Source organism: Pseudomonas sp. No.21, assembly GCF_054558415.1.
Genome location: NZ_BAAJNO010000003.1, coordinates 75,602 through 94,073, shown reverse-complemented (window position 1 = coordinate 94,073; position 18,472 = coordinate 75,602). Strand labels below are relative to the sequence as shown.

The window sequence follows — 18,472 nt, the reverse complement described above, 5'->3', positions numbered from 1 at the left end:
CCCTGGGGAAAGTGACAGCGTCAGAGCAGGTGGAGTTGCGTCGATTCCGCCTCGAAGGCGCTCTCGGCCAATGCCGGCAGGCCCGGCAGGCGGCTCATCAGCCCGGCATGGAAGCGCTGCGCCTGGGCGGCGGCGAGGTGGTTGTCGGGGGTGTGCAGGAAGACATGGGGCACCAGGCCCTCGCCTATCCAGTCGGCCACCTTGTCCAGCCAGGGGTCGAGGTAGCGCTGGTTGGCGTCGAGGTCCGGACCACCGATGAAGCGCACCTGGGGGGAGGCGCTGAAAGCGGTCGGGCGCACCGGTACGCGGGGCTTCTTCGATTGCGCGTGGAGCACCGCCGGGTCGTCGGAGTCGCAGGCGAACAGGGCCCGCGAGTCCAGGCAGATGCGCTCCACCCCGCGCTCGTGGAGCAGGCGGTTGAGGGCCTTCTCCTCCTCGCCCCGGGCGAAGAACGCGGCGTTGCGCACCTCCACGGCGATGGCGCGGTGGGAAAAGGTGTCCAGCCAGTCCGCCAGCTCACCCAGGCGCTGCGGCCCGAAGCTCGCCGGCAGCTGCAGCCAGAGCGGTGCCACGCGTGCGCCCAGGGGTTCGAGCAGCCGCAGGAACTCACCGGTGGCGCCGATGCGCTCGCGCAGGTCGCCCTCGTGGCTGATGTCACGGGGGAGCTTGGCGCAGAAGCGGAACTGCCCGGGCATGCGTTCGGCCCACAGCTGCAGCGTGGCGGCGGAGGGCCTGGCGTAGAAGGTGGTGTTGCCTTCCACCGCGTTGAACACGCGGGCGTAGTGTTCGAGGGTATCGGCGGGGCGCACGTCGGCGGGATAGAAGCTGCCGCGCCAGGCGGGCTCGTTCCAGGACGGGCAGCCGAGGAAGTACGGCAGCATCAGGCGTAGAGATCGAGCCCGAGCACTTCCGGCGCGTCGGTCTCCGACGCGAAGCTGGCGGTGGAGGCGTAGCTGGCCATGGCCTGGTAGGCGCGGTTGCTCAGGTTGCGTTGCTGCACGATGTCCTGCGGGCGGGCCGGCAGGCTGTTGCTGCTGGCGTTGCTGGCCTCGACCTTGCGCGGCTGGGCGGTCTGCTCGAAGCCCTGGGTGCTGGCCGGGGTGGCCGGCACGTCGCGTCGGCTCTCGACCTCACGCTGCACCTCGCGGAAAGCCGTGTTCGCGCTGCCCTGGCGGGGGCTGCGATCCAGCGAGATGGATGAGGTGAAGCCGTCGATGCGCATCAATGGAGGTCAGGCAGGAAAAGGGATCGGCGAATGGGGTGGAATCTAGCCGGACATCCAGGGATTTTCAATCGTCCCTGACGCCCGGCACTGCCGGTGGTCAGCCCGCTCAGCGGGGCGCCTTGGGCGTGGCGACGTTGTCGCGCAGGTAAACCGGCTGCGCTTCGTCGGCCACCACCGCCTCGCCGCGGGCCCAGGCGAAGGCGGCCAGGGCCAGCAGGTCCTGGGCGTGGGGCAGCAGGTCGGGCGCCTGGCCGCTGACCGCCACCGGGATGCGGGCGGCGAAGGTGCCCCAGCCGGTGCCGGCGCCGAACCACTCACCCTGGGCGTCGCGGGGCAGCGCCGCGCGCTCGGGCGGCAGCACCGCCTCGCTGCCGGCCAGGCGCATCTCGCCGGCGTCCAGGCGGTAGCAGCCCCAATAGACCTCGTCCATCCGGGCGTCGATGGCGGCGGCCACCTGGGCGACGCCCTGCTCGCGATGGGCACGCTGGGCCAGCACGGCGAGGTTGGAAACCGGCAGCACCGGGCGGTCGAGGGCGAAGGCCAGGCCCTGGACCACGCCCACGGCGATGCGCACGCCGGTGAAGGCACCGGGACCACGCCCGAAGGCGATGGCATCCAGGGCGGGCAGGCCGACACCGGCCTCGGCCAGCAGGTCCTGGATCATCGGCAGCAGGCGCAGGGCATGCTGGCGCGGGATCACCTCGTAGTGACTGAGCACGCGGCCGTCATGCAGCAGGGCGACGGAACAGGCTTCGGTGGCGGTATCCAGGGCCAGCAAGGTGGTCATCGGTGCATCCAGGTGGGTCGAAAAAGGCGCGCATTATAAACGCCAACGGCCCGCAAGCGGGCCGTTGGTCGAATCGATCGTCGATCGATCAGGAAAGCGCGGCGAACACCTTGGCGGTGATCTCTTCCACGCTGCCCACGCCAGCGATGGCGCTGTACTTCGGGGTGCCCTGGGCGGCCGACAGCTTCTGGTAGAAGTCCACCAGCGGCTTGGTCTGCGAGTGGTAGACGGACAGGCGATGACGCACGGTCTCTTCCTTGTCGTCGTCGCGCTGGATCAGGTCCTCGCCGGTTTCGTCGTCCTTGCCGGCGACCTTGGGCGGGTTGTGCTCGGTGTGGTAGACGCGACCCGAGGCCGGGTGCACGCGGCGACCGGCGATGCGGCCGACGATCTCTTCGTCGTCCACGGCGATCTCGACCACGTGGTCGATGGCGACGCCGGCGTCCTTCAGGGCTTCGGCCTGGGGGATGGTGCGCGGGAAGCCGTCGAAGAGGAAACCGTTGGCGCAGTCGGGTTGGGCGATGCGCTCCTTGACCAGATTGATGATCAGGTCATCGGAAACCAGGCCGCCGGCATCCATCACGCTCTTGGCCTTCAGGCCGAGCTCGGTGCCCGCCTTGACCGCTGCGCGCAGCATGTCGCCGGTGGAGATTTGCGGAATAGCGAATTTCTTGGTGATGAAACCAGCCTGGGTACCTTTTCCGGCACCGGGCGCCCCCAGCAGAATCACGCGCATCGATGTGCTCCTCAAGATTGTTTTGAAGTCTCGGATTCGCCTCTTGGGGCCAATCTCAGTATCGGGTTTCGGCGTCGTTGAGCGGCCAAAAGGTTGATCAAGATACACAGCACCCCTATGCCGCACAAGCCACCGAAAGTCGGATAAGAAGCCCCTTCAGCCGGTGTTCCTGAGCCCCGCCGCGATGCCCGCCACACTCACCAGCAACGCCTGTTCCAAGGGGCCTTCGGCGGCGTTTTCCGCGCGCCTGGAACGGGCCAGAAGCTCCGTCTGGAGCAGGTGCAACGGGTCGAGGTAGGTGTTGCGCACGCTGATGGCCTCACGGGTCTCCGGGCTGGACGCCAGCAGCTCGGACTGGCCGGTCAGGCCTAGTACGGTCGTACAGGCCTGCGACAATAGGTCGCGTAGATGCGCACCCAGCGGCAGCAGCCGCTCTTCCACCAGCCGCCTGTCATAGTGTTCGGCGATGGTGGCGTCGGCCTTGGCCAGGACCATTTCCAGCATGTCGATACGGGTGGCGAAGAACGGCCAGTGCGCGCGCATCTCCTGCAGCAGCGCCATCTCGCCCCGCTCCACCGCGTTGCGCAACGCACGCTCCCACCCCAGCCAGGCCGGCAACATCAGCCGGGTCTGGGTCCAGGCGAAGATCCAGGGAATCGCCCGCAGGCTCTCCACGCCGCCGGCGCGGCGCTTGGCCGGGCGGCTGCCCAGGGGCAGGCGCCCCAGCTCCTGCTCGGGCGTGGCCTGGCGGAAGTACTCGACGAATTGCGGGTGCTCGCGCACCACCGCGCGGTAGCCGGCCACGCCTTCGCCGGCCAGGCGGTCCATCGCCGCACGCCACGCGGGCTCGGGTTGCGGCGGCGGCAACAGGGTCGCCTCCAGCACGGCGGCCAGGTAGAGGTTGAGGTTCTGCACGGCGATGTCCGGCAAGCCGAACTTGAAGCGGATCATCTCGCCCTGCTCGGTGGTGCGGAAACGCCCCGCCACCGAGCCTGGGGGTTGCGACAGGATCGCCGCGTGGGCCGGGCCGCCGCCGCGCCCGACGGTGCCGCCACGGCCATGGAAGAGCAGCAGCTCGACCTGGTGCCGGCGGCAGGTTTCCACCAGCGCCTCCTGCGCGCGGTACTGGGCCCAGGCGGCGGCCGTGGTGCCGGCGTCCTTGGCCGAATCGGAGTAGCCGATCATCACTTCCTGCGGGCCGTGCAGGCGCGAGCGGTAGCCGGGCAGCCCGAGCAGCCGCTCGATGGCCGGTGCGGCGTTGTCCAGGTCAGCGAGGGTCTCGAACAGCGGCACCACGCGGATCGGCCGTTGCAGCCCCGCCTCCTTCAGCAGCAGCTGTACGGCCAGCACGTCGGACGGCGCGCCGGCCATGGAGATGACGTAGGAGCCCAGGGACGCCGCTGGCGCCGCGGCGACCACGCGGCAGGTGGCGAGCACTTCGGCGGTGTCGGCGGACGGCCGGAAATGCGGCGGCAGCAGTGGCCGGCGGTTGTCCAGCTCGCGCTGGAGGAAGGCCAGCCGTGCGTCCTCATCCCAGGCGGCGTAGTCGCCCAGGCCGAGGTAGTCGGTGATCTCCGCCAGGGCCGCGCGGTGGCGGGCGGAGTCCTGGCGCACGTCGAGGCGGACCAGGAACAGCCCGAAGCACGCCGCCCGGCGCAGGCAGTCGAGCAAGGCGCCGTCGGCGATCACGCCCATGCCACAGGCGTGCAGCGAGTGGTAGCAGAGTTCCAGGGGTTCGAGCAGTTGCTGGTTGTCCTGCAGCACCTCGGGGCCGGGCGCCACCTCGCCCTGCAACGCCGCCTGGGCCCAGGCGCGAGTTGCCCGCAGGCGTTCGCGCAGCTGCTTGAGCAGGGCGCGATAGGGCTCCGGATGCACGCCCACGCGTACGCGCAACTCATCACTGGCCTGGTGCATGGACAGCTCGGCGGCCAGGTGGTCGACATCGCGCAGGTAGAGGTCGGCAGCCATCCAGCGCGCCAGCAGCAGCACTTCGCGGCTCACCGCCGCGGTGACGTTGGGGTTGCCGTCACGATCACCGCCCATCCACGAGGCGAAGCGCACCGGTGCAGCAGTGAGCGGCAGGTGCAGGCCGGTGGCGGCGAACAGCGCGCGGTCGGTCTGGCGGAGGAATTCCGGCAGCGCCTGCCAGAGGGAATGCTCGATCACCGCGAAGCCCCACTTGGCTTCGTCCACCGGCGTCGGCCGGCTGCGGCGGATCTCGTCGGTGAACCAGGCCTCGGCGATCAGCCGCTCCAGCGCGGTACGCACCCGTGCCCGCTCGCCCTCGCTGAGGTCGCCGTGATCCTGGGCCGCCAGCTGCGCGGCCATGGCGTCGTATTTCTGGATCAGCGTGCGCCGCGCCACCTCGGTCGGATGCGCGGTCAGCACCAGCTCGATGTCCAGCCGCGCCACCTGCCGTGCCAGCTGCTCCGGCGAATGGCCGGCGGCGCCCAGGCGCTGCAACAGCTCGGGCAGCACGCGGTTCTCGAAGAGTTCGGGCTCCTGCGGCCCGCGCCGACGGATGCGGTGGTACTGCTCGGCGATGTTGGCCAGGTTGAGGAACTGGTTGAAGGCGCGGGCCACCGGCAGCAGTTCGTCGGCCGTGAGCCCGTCGAGCGCCTCGTTGAGCTGTTGCTCACCCTGCCGCGAGCCCTTGCGGGCCGCCTTGGCGCCCTTGCGGATGCGCTCGATCTTGTCCAGGAAGGCCTCGCCCTGCTGGGCGCGGATGGTGTTGCCCAGCAATTCGCCGAGCAGGTGAACGTCTTCGCGCAGGCGTGCGTCGATTTCCGCCATGACAGGCTCCCCAGAGAGAAGTCGAGCGTCCAGAGTGCCGAGCGCGCCATCGACTTACAAGGGTGCGACGCCATGTCGCTGCCCGGCTCCCGGCGAGCTAGGCTGGAAACAGGCGGGCGCCAGAAGTGCCCGCCGGCCGACGGCCCGCGCCGCCGACCTCCAGCAGATGCCCGCCACGAGCGGGCCCGGCACGAGGTGACCATGAAGATCCGCGAACTGATCCGCCATTGGGAAAGCAACGCCAAGGGCCGCCTGACCCGCAGCCGCTACAACATCCACCTGGACGTGGAATCCGCGGCGCGACTCGCCGCCCTCAACGAGATGTACCCCAAGCGCAGCATCGAGGAACTGCTGGGTGAACTGCTCGGTTCCGCCCTCGAAGAACTCGAGGCCAGCCTGCCCTATGTCAAGGGCAGCCAGGTGGTGGCGACCGACGAGCAGGGCGACCCGCTCTTCGAGGACATCGGCCCCACGCCACGCTTCCTCGCCCTTTCTCGCAAGCACCTGCGACTGCTCGAGCAGCAGCAGAGCAGCATCGAGCACTGACCGTCCCGAGCCGGCCCCCGCAACGGGGGCCGCTTCAGCCTGCTCCCTCGCCCCTTCGCGAGCGCGCATCTCCCACACCGAACCTCCCTGCCGCAGGCCTTGCACGGCGGGGCTTTCAGCCTTTTTGCGTAAATTTTATTGAACATTTCCGAAAGCCCCCCTGTCACAAAAGGCAAGCCAGCGCATCAACCATTGATCGGCGAATTTTTGGCGGAAAATCGTCGATATAGCGGTCACAAGCATGCATCTGGTAGGCAAGTTGCCATGAGAAACGAAATGGCGTGGTATTTCCAATGGAGCTGAACATCATGAAGACAAGCCCTGCTGTAATGATTCGCAGAACAGTCATGACCGCCCTGGTCGCAGGCGGCACCGTGCTGCTCGCCGGTTGCGCCGGCAATCCGCCCACCGAGCAGTTCGCCGTGACCAACACCGTGGTCAAGAGCGCCGTCAGTGCGGGTGCCCCGCAATACGCGCCGGTCGAGATGAAGACCGCCCAGGACAAACTGGCCCAGGCCGAGAACCTGCTGCGTGAAGAGCGTTACGACGAAGCCCGCCGCATCGCCGAGCAGGCCGAGTGGGACGCCCGTGTCGCCGAGCGCAAGGCCCTGGCCACCAAGGCCCAGAAAACCCTGGAGGATGCCCAGAAAGGCGTCCAGCAGATTCGCGAGGAAGGCTCGCGCCAGCCGATCATTCTGCAGTGATCCGCGCCGCCCTCTTTCCGCATCGATAAGGATGATCCGTCATGAACAAGCTGATCACAGTTTCCGCCCTCTCCGTACTCAGCCTGGCGCTGGTGGCCTGCGCCTCCAAGCCCAACCCCAACCTTGACCAGGCACGCAGCAACTACTCCGAGCTGCAGGCCGAGCCGCAAGCCAGCACCCTGGCCGCGCTGGAAACCAAGGAAGCCGGCGACATGCTCAGCCGTGCCGAGCAGGCCTACGCCGACAAGCAGGACCAGGTGCAGGTCGACCAGCTCGCCTACCTCACCAACCAGCGTGTCGAACTGGCCCGCCAGACCATCAAGCAGAAGGCCGCCGAAGAGGCCCTGGCCAACGCGCCGGCCCAGCGCACGCAAGCCCAGCTGGATGCCCGCAACCAGCAGGTGGACGTGCTGGTCAACCAGCTCAAGGCCAAGCAGACCGACCGTGGCCAAGTGGTGACCCTGGGCGACGTGCTGTTCGAAGTCGACCGTGCCGAGCTGACCCCCAACGGCATGAGCAACGTCCAGCAGCTGGGCAACTTCCTGGTGCAGAACCCGGATCGCCAGGTGGTGGTGGAAGGCTTCACCGACAACACCGGCACCGTCGACCACAACCTGCGCCTGTCCCAGGCCCGCGCCGACTCGGTGCGTCGCGCCCTGGTGGCCATGGGCGTGAGCCCGGCGCGCGTCACCACCCACGGTTTCGGCAAGGACTATCCGGTGGCCAGCAATGACACCGCCTCGTCCCGCTCGCTGAACCGCCGCGTGGAAGTGACCATCGCCAACGGCCCCGGCCCGGTCGCCCCGCGCACCGCGCTCTGATCCATCGCCAACGGAAAAGCCCGCCGCCAGGCGGGCTTTTTTGTGCGCGACTTGGCGGTGCGCCGATCAGCGCTCCCGCAAAACCGGCCGCCTCGCTAGGATGCATGCCATCGCGCCCCCGGAGACCAGGGAACATGCCGTCATTCGCCCTCTCACGCCAGGTTCTGGCAGTCGCCTTCTGCACCGCCCTGCCCCTGTTGGCGCAGGCCGAGCCTGCGCGCTTCGACGGCTATGAAGCCTTCTACCGGTCACTGGGTGGCAACCTGTTCGAAGGGGCCGGCAGCGAGCTGTCCCTGGCCTGCACCGAGGCGCAGCAGTGCCTGTGGGTCAACGCCATGGCGGCAGCGGTGAAGCGCTACGACTCCGAGCGTTGGAGCGCGCCCGGAGCGCTGGAAGGCGAGCCGCCGGCGGGCATGCCCGAGATCGCCTTCGACGGCCAGCGCCTGGACATCGGCGAGCGCCACTGGACCCTGGCAGCTGTCACCGACCTCGCCCCGACCGATTGGCAGGCCGGCGCCTCGATCGACCCGGAGGGGCTCTACAGCATCACCGCCTGGCGCAACGGCGAATCCTTCTGCCTGGAGCTGCCGGCCAAGGGCAGCGGCCGTGCCGATCGCTACACCCAGGTGCTGCTGGTGCAGGGGCAGACGCTCTACAACCTGCCGCCCCTGTTCGCCTCCTGCGCGGCAGTGCGCGAAGCCCCCGAAGGCGGCGTCCTCTACCCGAGCAATGCCTACCTGGAAGAGACGATCGACAACGAGCCGATTGGCCTGCGGGTGGACTACCTGCAACCCGGCAGCAAGACCCCTGCGGAACACCACCGCCTGCAGTTCCCCGACCCGCAGAATCCCTTCGCGTTCGAAGCCCGGTAGCCCGCAGGATGGCGGCGCTGCGCATCGCACGGACATGACCGCTGTGACGGGTGGATGACGCTCTTCTCATCCACCAGGCGGAGCCGAGAACGGCACACCGTTGCAGATGAAACGCCGCCCCCTCAATGCCGCTTGTGCGCCCCCGGCACATGCAGGTGCCCCGCCTCGGCGCAGGAGTCGGCGATCATGCTCGGCGGCGCCGGCTGCTCCAGTTCGCGGAGGATGCCGCAGGACTCGCTGCTGCCGGCGGTCTGGCAATGGGCACGCAGCTGGCGCAGTTGTTCCTGCAGCGAACGCAGCTCGGCGATGCGCACCTCCACATGGTGGATATGCTCGTCGATCAGGCGATTGGCGGCGGTGCAGTCCGCCTCCGGGCTGTCGCGCAGGCGCAGCAATTCGCGGATCTCCTGCTGGGTCATGTCCAGCGAACGGCAATGGCGGATGAAGGCCAGGCGCTCGACATGCGCATAGGTGTACTGGCGGTAGTTGCCCTCGCTGCGCGAAGGCTCGGGCAGCAGGCCTTCGCGTTCGTAGTAGCGGATGGTTTCCACCGGGCAATCGGTCAGTCGCGCCAGTTCGCCGATCTTCATCGTTCCCTTCCTCTGCTTGACTCTGTAGTTGCTACAGGGTGTGCAATGAGCGCCATTCCCGTCAATGGAGTCCCGCGATGAGCAAGGACAACTGCTGCAACCACGACCATTCGAGCCTGGCCGGAAGCCCGGCGCGGCACGAACATGGGCATGGGCATGGGCATGGGCACGATCATGGCCATGTTCGCGCGCAGCCCGCCGGTGTGGAGGACGCGAGCGATGCACCGCTCGGCGAGCTGCGCTGGAGCAGCCTGCGCATCGAGGCCATGGACTGCCCCACCGAGGAGCGCCTGCTGCGTGACGCACTCGGCAAGGTCGCGGCCATCGAGGCGCTGGAATTCAACCTGATGCAACGCCTGCTGAAAGTGCAGCACCGCTTCGTCGAGCTGGCGCCGCTGCAGAGGCTGGTGGCCCAACTGGGCATGCAGGCCGAACCGCTGGACACCGCCACACCGCCTGCCAGGGCCGCCGACAAACCCTGGTGGCCGCTGGCCCTGGCCGGCGTCGCCGCACTGGCCGCCGAGGCCTGCGAATGGTTCGGCTTCGGGCCCGTGTGGCTGGAGGCCGGCCTGGCGCTGCTGGCCATCGCCACCGCCGGCCTGTCCACCTACCGCAAGGGCTGGATCGCCCTGAAGAACCGCAACCTCAACATCAACGCCCTGATGAGCATCGCCGTGACCGGCGCCCTGCTCATCGGCCAGTGGCCCGAGGCGGCCATGGTCAGCGTGCTCTTCGCCCTCGCCGAACTGATCGAGGCCAAGTCGCTGGACCGCGCGCGCAACGCCATCCGTGGCCTGCTGGACCTGGCCCCGCAGCAGGCCACCGTGCAGGTGGACGGCCAGTGGCGCGAGATGCCGGCCAGCGAGGTGCGCCCCGATGCCCGGGTGCGCGTGCGCCCCGGCGAGCGCATCGCCCTGGACGGCGAGCTCTTAGTGGGGCGCTCGGGTGTCAACCAGGCACCCATCACCGGCGAGAGCCTGCCGGTGGACAAGGAGCCGGGCGACCCGCTGTTCGCCGGCACCATCAATGGTGAAGGCGAGCTGGAATACCGCGTCACCCGTGCCGCCAACGACAGCACCCTGGCGCGCATCATCCACGCGGTGGAAGAGGCCCAGGGCACCCGCGCGCCGACCCAGCGCTTCGTCGACGGCTTCTCGCGCATCTACACGCCCACGGTGTTCGTCCTGGCGTTGCTCACCGCCGTGCTGCCGCCACTGCTGATGCAGGGCGCCTGGCTCGACTGGGTGTACCGCGCCCTGGTGCTGCTGGTGATCGCCTGCCCCTGCGCCCTGGTGATCTCCACCCCGGTGACCCTGGTCAGCGGCCTGGCCGCCGCCGCGCGCCGTGGCGTGCTGGTCAAGGGCGGCGCGTACCTGGAAATGGGCCGCCAGCTGGCCTGGGTCGCCCTCGACAAGACCGGCACCCTCACCGAAGGCCGCCCGCAGCAGACCGACTATGTGCCCCTGCGCGAGGGCAGCGCCGATGAGGCGCGCGCCCTGGCCGCCAGCCTCGCCGCGCGCTCGGACCACCCGGTGTCGCAGGCCCTGGCCCGCGCGGCGGAAGCCGACGGCATCGCCCTGTATAGCGTCGACGAGCTGGCCGCGCTGCCGGGGCGCGGGGTCAGGGGCGTGATCGATGGCCGGCCCTACCACCTCGGCAACCACCGCCTGGTGGAAGAACTGGGCCTGTGCTCGACGACGCTGGAAATGCGCCTGGATAGTCTCGAGCGCGAAGGCAAGACCGCCATCGTCCTGCTCGACGCCGAAGGCCCGCTGGCGCTGTTCGCGGTGGCCGACGGCGTGCGCGAGACCAGCCGCGAGGCGGTGGCCGAGCTGCACGGACTGGGCGTACGCACCCTGATGCTGACCGGCGACAACCCGCACACCGCCGCCGCCATCGCCGCCCAGGTGGGCATAGACGAAGCCCTGGGCAACCTGCTGCCCGAGGACAAGCTGCGCGAAGTGGAACGGCGCCAGCAGGGCGGCCAGCGCATCGGCATGGTCGGCGACGGCATCAACGACGCCCCCGCCCTGGCCCGTGCCGACATCGGTTTCGCCATGGGTGCCGCCGGCACCGACACCGCCATCGAGACCGCCGGCGTGGCGCTGATGGACGACGACCTGCGCAAGCTGCCGCTGTTTATCCGCCTCTCGCGCCGCACCCATGCGGTACTGGTGCAGAACATCGTCCTGGCGCTGGGCATCAAGGCGCTGTTCCTCGCCCTCACCCTGGCCGGCATGGGCACCCTGTGGATGGCCGTGTTCGCCGACATGGGCGCCAGCCTGCTGGTGGTGTTCAACGGGTTGCGGTTGCTGCGCGGGGCGCGGTGAGCGAATGGCGGCGCTGCGCGCCGCTTGGCGACTGAAGTCGCCCCTACAAAAGCAGCCGCCCCCGCCACACGGGCATGACCGCTGCGTAGGGTGGAGGTCGCTTTTTACCTCCACCAAGCGGCGTCAGTACACTGCGTAGCCCGGGCTTCAGGGCCCCATCCATAACCGGGCGGGAAGAGCGATGGGCGCAAAAGCCGCCAGATCAGACCAGGGCTTCGCGGTAGAGGCGCGCCATGTCCTCGGAGAAGGCCACCAGCACCGCACGCTGCAGGGTGCTGCCGGCCGGGCGCGGGCGGCGCAGTTCGGCGATGGCGACCTGCGCAGCGGCTTGCAGTGGATAGCCGTAGATGCCGCAGCTGATGGCCGGGAAGGCGATGCTGGCCAGCCCTTCGGCCTCGGCCAGGGCCAGGCTGTTGCGGTAGCAGCCGGCGAGCAGCTCGGGCTCGCCATTGCCGCCCCCGCGCCAGACCGGCCCGACCGTGTGGATCACGAAGCGCGCCGGCAGGCGGAAGCCCGGGGTGATGCGCGCCTCGCCCGTGGGGCAGCCGCCGACGATGCGGCAGCGGGCGACGAGTTCCGGCCCCGCCGCGCGGTGGATCGCACCATCCACGCCACCGCCGCCGAGCAGGGAGGAATTGGCCGCGTTGACGATGGCGTCCACGTCCAGGCAGGTGATGTCGCCCTGCCAGACCTCGATCCTCATCGCGTCCTCACTTGACCTCTTGCGGGGTCTCCTGGCCCATGCAGCGCACGGCCTGCTTCTTGTTGTTCACCAGCACGCCGGTCAGGCCCTTCTGCTCGGTGTCGAACAGCACCAGCACACCATCGATGCACTGGGCGACCTGGGTGGCCGGGGTCAGGGAAATCTTGTAGTCCTCGCCCGGGATGGTCTTGAGCATGGTGAAGTCGGACAGCAGCAGCGCATCTTCCGGTTTGGCGAAGTGCAGGTAGCCGTAGTACCAGAGGACCATCACGGTGCCGATGATGGTGCCGACGCCGGTGAGGATCAGCGGGATGGGGTTGCGTTCGCTCATTGGGGACTCTCTGTATTCGGGACTTCAGCCAGCCGTCGCAGCCCGACGAAACCTTTCGGGTCGTCGAGGTAGCGCAGCATCACCTCCCGCCAGGTGGGGTCGGCGAAGGTCTGCACATGGCCACCGCGAGTCGGCTGGAACACCCGCGGCGGCGGCGCAGCTTGATACAAGCGCACGCCGTTGGAAAGAGGCACCACCGGGTCGTCGATGCTGTGGTAGATCAGCATCGGCAGGCCCTGCAGCGTGGAAATCGCGCCGATCGCGCTGTCGCCATCAGGCACCAGCCAGGACAGCGGCACCTGGAGCGGCCAGGTTAACCAGCCATTGCCCAGGGTGAATTGAGCCACGTCACGGTAACTCGCCGGCACGCCGTCGAGCACCAGGGCGCGCAGCTGGGCGCGGCGCTCGGGGTGTTCGCCCAGGTAATGCACCGCCAGGGCGCCACCGAGGCTCTGGCCGAGCAGCACCAGGGGCTTGCCGCGTACCTCGGGGGCCTGGTCGAGCCAGGCGAAGGCGGCGTCGATGTCCCGGTACACCGCCGGCAGCGAGGCGCTGCCCTCGGAGCGGCCGTAGCCCCGGTAGTCCAGGAGCAGCACCTGGTAGCCCTGCTCGGGCAGCCACCAGCTGCCGCCCAGGTGCGAGGCGACGTTGCCGCCGTTGCCATGCAGGTGCAGCACCGTGCCCTTGACCCCCTTGCCCGGCGCCGCCGGCAGCCACCAGCCGTGCAGCCGCACGCCATCGGCGGTGAGCAGCTCGACGTCGCGGTAGGCCAGGCCGGCGCGCTCCGGGGTGAAGGGCAGCTGGCGCTCGGGGTAGAACAGCAGCCCGCTGCAGCCCTGCAGCAGCAGGAGCAGCAGCAGGAGGCCGGGACGGATCACTTGCCGCCGGCGCGGGTTTCCTCGCGCGCCTTGTAGGTGGCTTCGTAGATGCGCTCGGCCAGGCGCGAGAAGGGCAGGCTCTGGATCCACACCGTGCCGGTGCCCTTGAGGGTGGCCAGGAGGATGCCCTCGCCGCCGAAGAGCATGCTCTTCAGCCCGCCGGCCAGGCCGATGTCGTAGTCGATGCCCGTGGTGAAGGCCACCAGGCAGCCGGTGTCCAGGCGCAGGGTCTCGTTGTTCAGCTCCTTGCGGATCACCGTGCCGCCGGCATGCACGAAGGCCAGGCCGTCGCCTTCGAGCTTCTGCAGGATGAAGCCCTCGCCGCCAAAGAAACCGGCGCCGATGCGCTTGTTGAAGGCGATGCCGATCTGCGTGCCGTGGGCGGCGCAGAGGAAGGCGTCCTTCTGGCACACCAGGCGCCCGCCGACCTGGGCCAGGTCGATGGGCACCACCGTGCCCGGGTAGGGCGCGGCGAAGCCGACCCGCTGCTGGCCGCGTCCTTCGTTGGTGAAATGGGTCATGAACAGCGACTCGCCGGTGAGCAGGCGCTTGCCCGCCCCCCACAGCTTGCCCAGCACGCCGCTGGAGGAACCGTCGCCCATGCGCGCCTCGAAGCGGATGCCTTCGGTCATGTAGTTCATCGCCCCGGCTTCGGCGATCACCGTTTCCTGCGGGTCGAGGATGATCTCAACGGTCTGCGCCGAAGCGCCGAGGATTTCGTAGTCGAGCTGATGGCTGGGCATGTGGGGAACCTTCGGTTGGCTGCAGGCTTCAAGCGGCAAGCTGCAAGAGCGCCAGGGGCTCACCCCTTGCGGCTTGTCGCTTGCAGCTTGCCGCTCTAGAGAATATTCGCGTAATCCGCCTCGATGCGGTCCAGGCTGAGGTGGTTGAGGAAGTTGGAGAAGCACATCCAGGCCGACAGCGCGTTGAGGTCGCGGAACTGCGGGGGCAGGTACTTGGGCGGTGCCACCAGGCCTTCGTCCACCAGTTGGCGCAGGGTGCGCATGTCTTCGAGGGTGGTCTTGCCGCAGAACAGCAGCGGGATCTGCTCCAGCTTGCCCTTGCGCACGGCGAGCTGGATGTAGTTGTAGATCATGATGAAGCCCTTCAGGTAGGACAGGTCCTTGGTGAAGGGCAGGCCGTCCGGCGAGGAGCCGCGGAACACGCGGCTGGCGTTGCCGTAGCTCTCGGCCATGCCGTAGCCCTGCTCGCGGTAGAAGTGGTAGACCTCGAGGAAGTCGGCCCCCTCCTCCGCCATGTGGATGGCGCGGGTGCGGTTGGTGAGCTTGCGCAGGCGCGTGGGGTAGGAGGCGAAGGCGATCACTTCCATGAGGATGGCCAGGCCTTCCTGGGTCACGGTGGACGACGGCGGGCCCTTGGCCAGGAAGGTGCAGATCGGCTGGTTCTGGCCGTTGAGCGTGGTGCCGACGTGCACCAGGCCTTCGTGCACTTCCAGGGCGCGCACGTCGCGTTCGTTGAACATGGCGTCGGCGCGCACCTTGATGTAGTCGGCACCGGCAGCGGCGTCGGCGACGATGCCATCGGACTCGAACACGCGGATGGTGTCGTCGCCCTCGCCGAACACCGCGCTCAGGCGGCTCTGCAGCATGGCCACGGCGTCCTTGGCGGTGAGCGTCTTGGGCTCGTCCTTGAGGTCGCCCCGGTCGTCGATCTTGTTCAGGTAGTCCGAGAGCATCAGCCCCAGGTCGGACAGGGTCGGGTCACCGGCGTGGAAGGCGTCGGAGGCGGCGCCGTAGAGCTCCTGGGAGATCAACCCGAAATCGGCGGTGCCGCGCGCTTCGAGCATGCGGATCACCATGCGGTATTCCTTGCACATGCGCCGCATGATCTGCCCCACCGGGTTGAACTGGCCCAGTTGGCGGGTGATGTCGCGCTCGATGTTCTGGAATTCCAGCTTCTTGGCCGAGGAGTCGAAGGCCAGCGGCCGGCTCTCGTAGTAGGCGCGGTCCACCTCGGGCATGGCCTTGCCCTTGTGCTTGAGGAAGCCCTGGCGAACGCTGTCGTCCCACTTGATGGCATCCAGCACGCGGATCGGCGTCTGCGCGTGGACGATGCGATCGGACAGGGTGCGGACGATGTTCTGGTAGTCGTCGGGCAGTTTGCGCCGGCTCATGCTCACTCCTCGGTGGAACGCTGGTAACGCGCCACCTCGACGAAGACGTCGGAGTTGGCCGGGTCGTCCAGCCAGGCCTGGATCTTCTCCCAGGGCGAGGTCAGCAACACGCCGTCACCGTCGGGCATCTCCACGCTGGCGCCTTCGAAGGTGCCGTGCTCCAGTTCCTGCTGCAGGCGTTCGACGTCGAGGTTGTAGACCACCAGTTCGTTGTCGGTGGTCAGCTCGAAGCCGGCGACGGCGAAGTTGGCGCCCCACTTCTTCGGCAGCCCGGCGGAGAGGTACCAGCGGCGGCCGTGGTGGGCGACGGTGAAGCCGTATTCCTGGAGGCTGTCGAGGTTGTCCTTGCTGCCCTCGTAGGTGCGGGCCTTGTACAGGTTGGAACCGGCGCGGCTGATCTCCAGGTAGAGGCGTTCGCCCCATTCGTCCTTGCGCGTCCAGTCGCCCAGCAGCGGGATCGGTGCCGGCTCGTGGGCCGGGATCGGGTCCCGCAAGGTGACCAGGCACCCGCTCAGCAGCAGGAAGGACAGGGCGACCAATGCGCGCCAGGGTTTCATTTCGCTCTCCTTGTGACCATGAAAAACCCCGCAAGACAGGTGGCCTGAATGCGGGGTCTCGTACCGTGTCCTAGAGCCCCATCACCAGATAGAGGTAGCGCTTGAGCACGGCTCGCATCTCGTCGATATCGAGGTTGTCCACCCCATCGAGCAGGCCCTGATATTCCATCCGCAGAATGATGGCCGTCAACACCTTGGCATCCTCCGCCGGCTCATCCGAACCCAGCACCTGGAAGAAGTGCTCGGCGCCCTGGGAGAGGATTCCCCGGTGGGCGTCGGCCAGCGGCCGCAGGCCCTGGTTGATCAACGCCTCCTGGCGGAACGCCTGCTCGGCCAGCAGCTGCACGCGGTTCTCGATCAGTTGGCGGCGCACGTACTGGATCGCCATCTCGACGATCTCGTCGGTCATCTGCCGCCGCGAGGCGCCGTCGCGGCTCAGCGCCGCCGCCATGGCCTGCAGGTCACCCTCGACGCTGCCCCAGAACGCGGCCATGGCTTCGGCGCTGCGTTCGACGAACTGGGCGAAGGTGTCGGTGATCAGGTCGTTGATGTCCTTGAAATAGTAGGTGGTGGCCGAAAGCGGCACTTGCGCCTCCGCCGCCACCGCGCGGTGGCGCACCGCGCGCACGCCGTCGCGCACGATGATGCGCATGGCGGCATCGAGGATCGCCTGGCGGCGTTGCTCGCTGCCCTGCCGGCTGGCCTTGCGACCCTGGTACTGGACACTTTCGGCGAGGGCGCTGGCCGCCTGGGCGGCGCTGTCGCTACGGGACGACTTGGGCAAGATTCATGGACCTCCGGGTTCGGCTGGGATGCAAGACAGTTTCGACCATTTATCCGGCTATTCAACTCATCGCCGGCCAAGAAAAAACCGCCCGAAGGCGGTTTTTCTCACACGTCAGGCCTGGGGCCGCATATGCGGGAACAGGATGACGTCACGAATAGACGGCGAATTGGTCAGCAACATCACCAGGCGATCGATACCGATGCCCTCGCCCGCGGTGGGCGGCATGCCGTACTCCAGCGCGTTGACGAAGTCGGCGTCGTAGTGCATCGCCTCGTCGTCACCGGCGTCCTTCTCCTTGACCTGCAGCATGAAGCGCTCGGCCTGGTCTTCGGCGTCGTTGAGCTCGGAGTAGGCGTTGGCGATCTCGCGGCCACCGATGAACAGCTCGAAGCGATCGGTAACGCTCGGGTCCTTGTCGTTGCGGCGGGCCAGCGGGGACACCTCGAAGGGGTACTGGGTGATGAAGTGCGGCTGCTCCAGCTTGCTCTCCACCAGTTCCTCGAAAATCATCACCTGCAGCTTGCCCAGGCCTTCGTGGCCGAGGACCTTGGCGCCGGCGGCCTTGGCGATGGCGCGGGCCTTCTCGACGTCGTTGAGGTCGGCGGCGGTGATGTCCGGGTTGTACTTGAGGATGGCGTCGAACACCGACAGGCGGGCGAAGGGCTCGCCGAAGTGGAAGACCTTGTCGCCGTAGGGCACGTCGGTGCTGCCGAGCACGGCCTGGGCCAGCTCGCGGAACAGCTCCTCGGTCAGGTCCATGTTGTCTTCGTAGTCGGCGTAGGCCTGGTAGAACTCGAGCATGGTGAACTCGGGGTTGTGTCGGGTCGAGACGCCTTCGTTACGGAAGTTGCGGTTGATCTCGAAGACCTTCTCGAAGCCACCGACCACCAGGCGCTTGAGGTACAGCTCCGGCGCGATGCGCAGGAACATGGCCATGTCCAGGGCGTTGTGGTGGGTTTCGAAGGGCTTGGCCGCCGCGCCGCCGGGGATGGTCTGCAGCATCGGGGTTTCCACTTCGAGGAAACCACGCTCGGACAGGAAGCGGCGGATGTGGGCGATGACCTGGGAGCGCACGCGGAAGGTGTGGCGGGTTTCCTCGTTGACGATCAGGTCGACGTAGCGCTGGCGGTAACGCTGCTCGGTGTCGGTCAGGCCGTGGTGCTTGTCCGGCAGCGGGCGCAGGGACTTGGTCAGCAGGCGCACGCTGGTCATGTCGACGTACAGGTCGCCCTTGCCGGAACGGGCCACGGTGCCTTCGGCGCCGATGATGTCGCCCAGGTCCCAGGTCTTGATCTCGGCCAGGGTCTCTTCCGGCAGGGTCTTGCGGTTCACGTAGACCTGCAGGCGGCTGGTGCTGTCCTGCAGGACGATGAAGGAACCACGGTTGAGCATGATGCGACCGGCGACCTTGACCGGGATGGCTGCGGCTTCCAGCTCTTCCTTGGTCTTGTCCGCGTACTGTTTCTGCAGGTCCGCGAAATAGGCGTCGCGGCGGAAGTCGTTGGGGAAGGCGATGGCCTTGGCTTCACGCACGGCGGCAAGCTTTTCCTTGCGCTGGGCGATCAGCTTGTTCTCTTCCTGTTGCAGTTCGTGCTGGTCGGGTTGTTGGTCGCTCATGGTCTTGGTGGTTCCTGCTTCGGCGTTTTGGCGCCTGGTGAAAAAGTCATCGCTGGGCAAG

At 68.0% G+C, this 18,472-nt stretch carries 20 protein-coding genes; 5 read left to right on the top strand and 15 right to left on the bottom strand.

Going from position 1 to position 18,472, the window contains the following annotated elements; all coding sequences use genetic code 11:
* Nucleotides 1–20 precede the first annotated feature (20 nt).
* The 5 genes from ACYJSS_RS06070 to ppc all read right to left on the bottom strand — a co-directional run bounded on the left by ACYJSS_RS06070 (nucleotide 21) and on the right by ppc (nucleotide 5,541).
* Nucleotides 21–881: a DUF72 domain-containing protein gene (locus ACYJSS_RS06070; protein ID WP_111262286.1), complete on the bottom strand. Its 861-nt coding sequence runs from the start codon at nucleotides 879–881 to the stop codon at nucleotides 21–23.
* Nucleotides 881–1,222 (bottom strand): hypothetical protein, encoded by a 342-nt coding sequence (locus ACYJSS_RS06065; RefSeq protein WP_111262287.1) that lies wholly within the window; start codon nucleotides 1,220–1,222, stop codon nucleotides 881–883. The genes ACYJSS_RS06070 and ACYJSS_RS06065 overlap by 1 nt, the downstream gene beginning before the upstream one ends.
* A 109-nt stretch (nucleotides 1,223–1,331) precedes the next feature.
* Nucleotides 1,332–2,012 carry a tRNA (adenosine(37)-N6)-threonylcarbamoyltransferase complex dimerization subunit type 1 TsaB gene (gene tsaB / locus ACYJSS_RS06060; RefSeq protein WP_111262288.1) on the bottom strand — a complete coding sequence of 227 codons (681 nt, stop codon included), beginning with the start codon at nucleotides 2,010–2,012 and terminating at the stop codon, nucleotides 1,332–1,334.
* A gap of 88 nt (nucleotides 2,013–2,100) precedes the next feature.
* On the bottom strand, nucleotides 2,101–2,748 hold the full coding sequence (gene adk / locus ACYJSS_RS06055) for an adenylate kinase (RefSeq protein WP_111262289.1): 648 nt from the start codon (nucleotides 2,746–2,748) through the stop codon (nucleotides 2,101–2,103).
* Between the two features lie 156 nt (nucleotides 2,749–2,904).
* Nucleotides 2,905–5,541, bottom strand: a complete 2,637-nt coding sequence (gene ppc / locus ACYJSS_RS06050) for a phosphoenolpyruvate carboxylase (protein WP_111262290.1) — start codon at nucleotides 5,539–5,541, stop codon at nucleotides 2,905–2,907.
* 201 nt (nucleotides 5,542–5,742) lie between these two features.
* Here ppc and ACYJSS_RS06045 point away from each other — a divergent pair, with 201 nt between their 5' ends.
* Nucleotides 5,743–6,087 (top strand): pilin assembly protein, encoded by a 345-nt coding sequence (locus ACYJSS_RS06045; protein ID WP_111262291.1) that lies wholly within the window; start codon nucleotides 5,743–5,745, stop codon nucleotides 6,085–6,087.
* Between the two features lie 163 nt (nucleotides 6,088–6,250).
* Here ACYJSS_RS06045 and ACYJSS_RS06040 read toward each other — a convergent pair whose 3' ends face one another.
* Complete coding sequence (locus ACYJSS_RS06040) at nucleotides 6,251–6,436, bottom strand: hypothetical protein (protein ID WP_178082972.1); 186 nt, start codon at nucleotides 6,434–6,436, stop codon at nucleotides 6,251–6,253.
* Between ACYJSS_RS06040 and ACYJSS_RS06035 the strand changes: the two genes are divergently transcribed.
* From ACYJSS_RS06035 to ACYJSS_RS06025, 3 genes are all read left to right on the top strand, one after another.
* Nucleotides 6,381–6,791 (top strand): DUF4398 domain-containing protein, encoded by a 411-nt coding sequence (locus ACYJSS_RS06035; protein WP_111262292.1) that lies wholly within the window; start codon nucleotides 6,381–6,383, stop codon nucleotides 6,789–6,791. The genes ACYJSS_RS06040 and ACYJSS_RS06035 overlap by 56 nt on opposite strands.
* Nucleotides 6,792–6,832: 41 nt before the next feature.
* A complete protein-coding gene (locus tag ACYJSS_RS06030; RefSeq protein WP_111262293.1) occupies nucleotides 6,833–7,612 on the top strand; it encodes an OmpA family protein in 780 nt (259 codons plus the stop codon).
* Between the two features lie 134 nt (nucleotides 7,613–7,746).
* Complete coding sequence (locus tag ACYJSS_RS06025; protein WP_111262294.1) at nucleotides 7,747–8,484, top strand: hypothetical protein; 738 nt, start codon at nucleotides 7,747–7,749, stop codon at nucleotides 8,482–8,484.
* 122 nt (nucleotides 8,485–8,606) lie between these two features.
* Here ACYJSS_RS06025 and cadR read toward each other — a convergent pair whose 3' ends face one another.
* The gene (cadR, locus tag ACYJSS_RS06020) at nucleotides 8,607–9,074 is read right to left on the bottom strand and encodes a Cd(II)/Pb(II)-responsive transcriptional regulator (protein ID WP_111262295.1); all 468 of its coding nucleotides are present in this window, start codon (nucleotides 9,072–9,074) and stop codon (nucleotides 8,607–8,609) included.
* Nucleotides 9,075–9,151: 77 nt separating this feature from the next.
* Here cadR and ACYJSS_RS06015 point away from each other — a divergent pair, with 77 nt between their 5' ends.
* Nucleotides 9,152–11,404, top strand: a complete 2,253-nt coding sequence (locus ACYJSS_RS06015) for a heavy metal translocating P-type ATPase (RefSeq protein ID WP_236204619.1) — start codon at nucleotides 9,152–9,154, stop codon at nucleotides 11,402–11,404.
* Nucleotides 11,405–11,606: 202 nt separating this feature from the next.
* Here ACYJSS_RS06015 and ACYJSS_RS06010 read toward each other — a convergent pair whose 3' ends face one another.
* The 8 genes from ACYJSS_RS06010 to lysS form a co-directional block, all read right to left on the bottom strand.
* On the bottom strand, nucleotides 11,607–12,107 hold the full coding sequence (locus ACYJSS_RS06010; protein WP_111262297.1) for an O-acetyl-ADP-ribose deacetylase: 501 nt from the start codon (nucleotides 12,105–12,107) through the stop codon (nucleotides 11,607–11,609).
* A gap of 7 nt (nucleotides 12,108–12,114) precedes the next feature.
* Nucleotides 12,115–12,438 (bottom strand): hypothetical protein, encoded by a 324-nt coding sequence (locus ACYJSS_RS06005; RefSeq protein WP_111262298.1) that lies wholly within the window; start codon nucleotides 12,436–12,438, stop codon nucleotides 12,115–12,117.
* The gene (locus ACYJSS_RS06000) at nucleotides 12,435–13,316 is read right to left on the bottom strand and encodes an alpha/beta hydrolase (protein ID WP_111262299.1); all 882 of its coding nucleotides are present in this window, start codon (nucleotides 13,314–13,316) and stop codon (nucleotides 12,435–12,437) included. The genes ACYJSS_RS06005 and ACYJSS_RS06000 overlap by 4 nt, the downstream gene beginning before the upstream one ends.
* Nucleotides 13,313–14,059 carry a TIGR00266 family protein gene (locus ACYJSS_RS05995; RefSeq protein WP_111262300.1) on the bottom strand — a complete coding sequence of 249 codons (747 nt, stop codon included), beginning with the start codon at nucleotides 14,057–14,059 and terminating at the stop codon, nucleotides 13,313–13,315. The genes ACYJSS_RS06000 and ACYJSS_RS05995 overlap by 4 nt, the downstream gene beginning before the upstream one ends.
* Before the next feature lie 95 nt (nucleotides 14,060–14,154).
* Nucleotides 14,155–15,450, bottom strand: a complete 1,296-nt coding sequence (locus ACYJSS_RS05990) for a flavohemoglobin expression-modulating QEGLA motif protein (RefSeq protein WP_111262301.1) — start codon at nucleotides 15,448–15,450, stop codon at nucleotides 14,155–14,157.
* A 2-nt stretch (nucleotides 15,451–15,452) separates the two neighbouring features.
* Nucleotides 15,453–16,007 (bottom strand): hypothetical protein, encoded by a 555-nt coding sequence (locus ACYJSS_RS05985; RefSeq protein ID WP_111262302.1) that lies wholly within the window; start codon nucleotides 16,005–16,007, stop codon nucleotides 15,453–15,455.
* Between the two features lie 70 nt (nucleotides 16,008–16,077).
* On the bottom strand, nucleotides 16,078–16,791 hold the full coding sequence (locus ACYJSS_RS05980) for a TetR/AcrR family transcriptional regulator (protein WP_111262303.1): 714 nt from the start codon (nucleotides 16,789–16,791) through the stop codon (nucleotides 16,078–16,080).
* A gap of 114 nt (nucleotides 16,792–16,905) precedes the next feature.
* Nucleotides 16,906–18,411, bottom strand: a complete 1,506-nt coding sequence (gene lysS / locus ACYJSS_RS05975) for a lysine--tRNA ligase (RefSeq protein ID WP_111262304.1) — start codon at nucleotides 18,409–18,411, stop codon at nucleotides 16,906–16,908.
* Between the last annotated feature and the right edge of the window lie 61 nt (nucleotides 18,412–18,472).

Coding starts and splice junctions, on each gene's coding strand:
- cadR (WP_111262295.1), bottom strand. CDS start 9,074: ATGAAGATCGGCGAACTGGCGCGACTGACCGATTGCCCGGTGGAAACC.
- ACYJSS_RS06025 (WP_111262294.1), top strand. CDS start 7,747: ATGCCGTCATTCGCCCTCTCACGCCAGGTTCTGGCAGTCGCCTTCTGC.
- ACYJSS_RS06005 (WP_111262298.1), bottom strand. CDS start 12,438: ATGAGCGAACGCAACCCCATCCCGCTGATCCTCACCGGCGTCGGCACC.
- lysS (WP_111262304.1), bottom strand. CDS start 18,411: ATGAGCGACCAACAACCCGACCAGCACGAACTGCAACAGGAAGAGAAC.
- adk (WP_111262289.1), bottom strand. CDS start 2,748: ATGCGCGTGATTCTGCTGGGGGCGCCCGGTGCCGGAAAAGGTACCCAG.
- ACYJSS_RS06010 (WP_111262297.1), bottom strand. CDS start 12,107: ATGAGGATCGAGGTCTGGCAGGGCGACATCACCTGCCTGGACGTGGAC.
- ACYJSS_RS05990 (WP_111262301.1), bottom strand. CDS start 15,450: ATGAGCCGGCGCAAACTGCCCGACGACTACCAGAACATCGTCCGCACC.
- ACYJSS_RS06040 (WP_178082972.1), bottom strand. CDS start 6,436: ATGACTGTTCTGCGAATCATTACAGCAGGGCTTGTCTTCATGATGTTC.
- ACYJSS_RS06045 (WP_111262291.1), top strand. CDS start 5,743: ATGAAGATCCGCGAACTGATCCGCCATTGGGAAAGCAACGCCAAGGGC.
- ACYJSS_RS06035 (WP_111262292.1), top strand. CDS start 6,381: ATGGAGCTGAACATCATGAAGACAAGCCCTGCTGTAATGATTCGCAGA.
- ACYJSS_RS06030 (WP_111262293.1), top strand. CDS start 6,833: ATGAACAAGCTGATCACAGTTTCCGCCCTCTCCGTACTCAGCCTGGCG.
- ACYJSS_RS05995 (WP_111262300.1), bottom strand. CDS start 14,059: ATGCCCAGCCATCAGCTCGACTACGAAATCCTCGGCGCTTCGGCGCAG.
- tsaB (WP_111262288.1), bottom strand. CDS start 2,012: ATGACCACCTTGCTGGCCCTGGATACCGCCACCGAAGCCTGTTCCGTC.
- ppc (WP_111262290.1), bottom strand. CDS start 5,541: ATGGCGGAAATCGACGCACGCCTGCGCGAAGACGTTCACCTGCTCGGC.
- ACYJSS_RS06065 (WP_111262287.1), bottom strand. CDS start 1,222: ATGCGCATCGACGGCTTCACCTCATCCATCTCGCTGGATCGCAGCCCC.
- ACYJSS_RS06015 (WP_236204619.1), top strand. CDS start 9,152: ATGAGCAAGGACAACTGCTGCAACCACGACCATTCGAGCCTGGCCGGA.
- ACYJSS_RS05985 (WP_111262302.1), bottom strand. CDS start 16,007: ATGAAACCCTGGCGCGCATTGGTCGCCCTGTCCTTCCTGCTGCTGAGC.
- ACYJSS_RS06070 (WP_111262286.1), bottom strand. CDS start 881: ATGCTGCCGTACTTCCTCGGCTGCCCGTCCTGGAACGAGCCCGCCTGG.